Annotated in this window: 1 pseudogene; it reads right to left on the minus strand. The window is 66.6% G+C overall.

From position 1 onward, the window contains the following. A pseudogene (locus tag OZ411_RS43150) lies at positions 1-404 on the minus strand (MFS transporter); the annotation flags it as partial.

Here is a 404-nt window from a genome sequence, read left to right on the forward strand (position 1 = left end):
CGACCACCAGGACGATTCCAAGCACCGCCATCAAGCCCAACACCGATTGCCAGGCGAAGATCGGCAGCAGCACCGCGATGAGCGCCGGCAACGCGGCCTTTCCGAGATCGCCGGAAAAGTTGTAGATGCCGAGCGGACGTCGCGCCGCCGTGCCATAGCTGTCGGTGACGAGCATCGAACCACGTGGGTGCTGGATGCTCGATCCGATACCGGCCACGACGAGGCCGACGCAAAGACCCGCGAAGCCGAACGGCAGCGCCATGATCAGCAAGCCCCCCGCCGCAGCGACGGTGGACAGGATTAGCGCCGCACGCGGCGACAAGCCGCGAACAACTCGGTCGGCCGGGATCTGCATGCCCCCCATCGTCCCGAAATACAGTGCGCGCACGACGGCGAGCGCCGCA

This window comes from Bradyrhizobium sp. Arg237L, from assembly GCF_029990105.1.
In the GTDB taxonomy this organism is placed as follows: Bacteria; Pseudomonadota; Alphaproteobacteria; order Rhizobiales; family Xanthobacteraceae; genus Bradyrhizobium.